At 45.3% G+C, this 786-nt stretch carries 1 protein-coding gene; it reads left to right on the plus strand.

What is annotated here, in order from left to right:
* A partial coding sequence (locus tag RH40_RS03545) for a BspA family leucine-rich repeat surface protein (protein ID WP_009599960.1) occupies positions 1-786 on the plus strand: 786 nt, incomplete at both ends.

Below are 786 nucleotides of genomic sequence, written 5' to 3' on the forward strand. Positions count from 1 at the left end.
CAAATCCGCTTTTGTACCTCTCATGTGACTAAGATGCGTGCACTCTTTAAATATCGGGAGCACTTTAATGCCGATATCAGTAACTGGGATATCTCCAAGGTTACAAGTATGTGGGGTATGTTTTCAGGCGCCGAAGCCTTTAACCAACCCATTGGCAACTGGGATACCTCCAAAGTTGAATATATGGATGAAATGTTTAAAGGCGCCAAAGCCTTTAACCAACCCATCGGTGACTGGGATACCTCCAATGTCGGTTCCAACGCTAGTTCGTGGTCTCTTCAAGGAATGACCGCCATGTTTAAAGGTGCTACCAGCTTTAACCAACCTATTGGCAAATGGGATACCTCGAAGATTAAAAGTATGAGGGCGATGTTTGAAGGCGCCTCCGCCTTTAACCAACCCATCGGTGACTGGGATACCTCCAAGGTTGAAAAAATGATGGAGATGTTTAAAGGCGCCACCAGTTTTAACCAACCCATCGGTAACTGGGATACATCCAAGGTTGAGAATATGGCGGCGATGTTTAAAGGCGCCACCAGTTTTAACCAACCCATCGGTAACTGGAATATCTCTGCGGTTAGGTACATTGGAGATATGTTTTTAGGTGCCACCAGCTTTAACCAAGATGTTCACCAGTTTGAAGGTAAGTGGCAATTACAAGGCAACACTATTACTTGTAATGATAGCCCGATTGGCGCGACCTTCAACCATCAAGGTCACACCTATCTGGTTGTTGACAATAAGAGCATTAGAGACCAAGCCCAGCTCAATAAACTGGAACAAGGC

It is taken from the genome of Vibrio caribbeanicus ATCC BAA-2122 (assembly GCF_000165125.1).
GTDB lineage: Bacteria > Pseudomonadota > Gammaproteobacteria > Enterobacterales > Vibrionaceae > Vibrio > Vibrio caribbeanicus.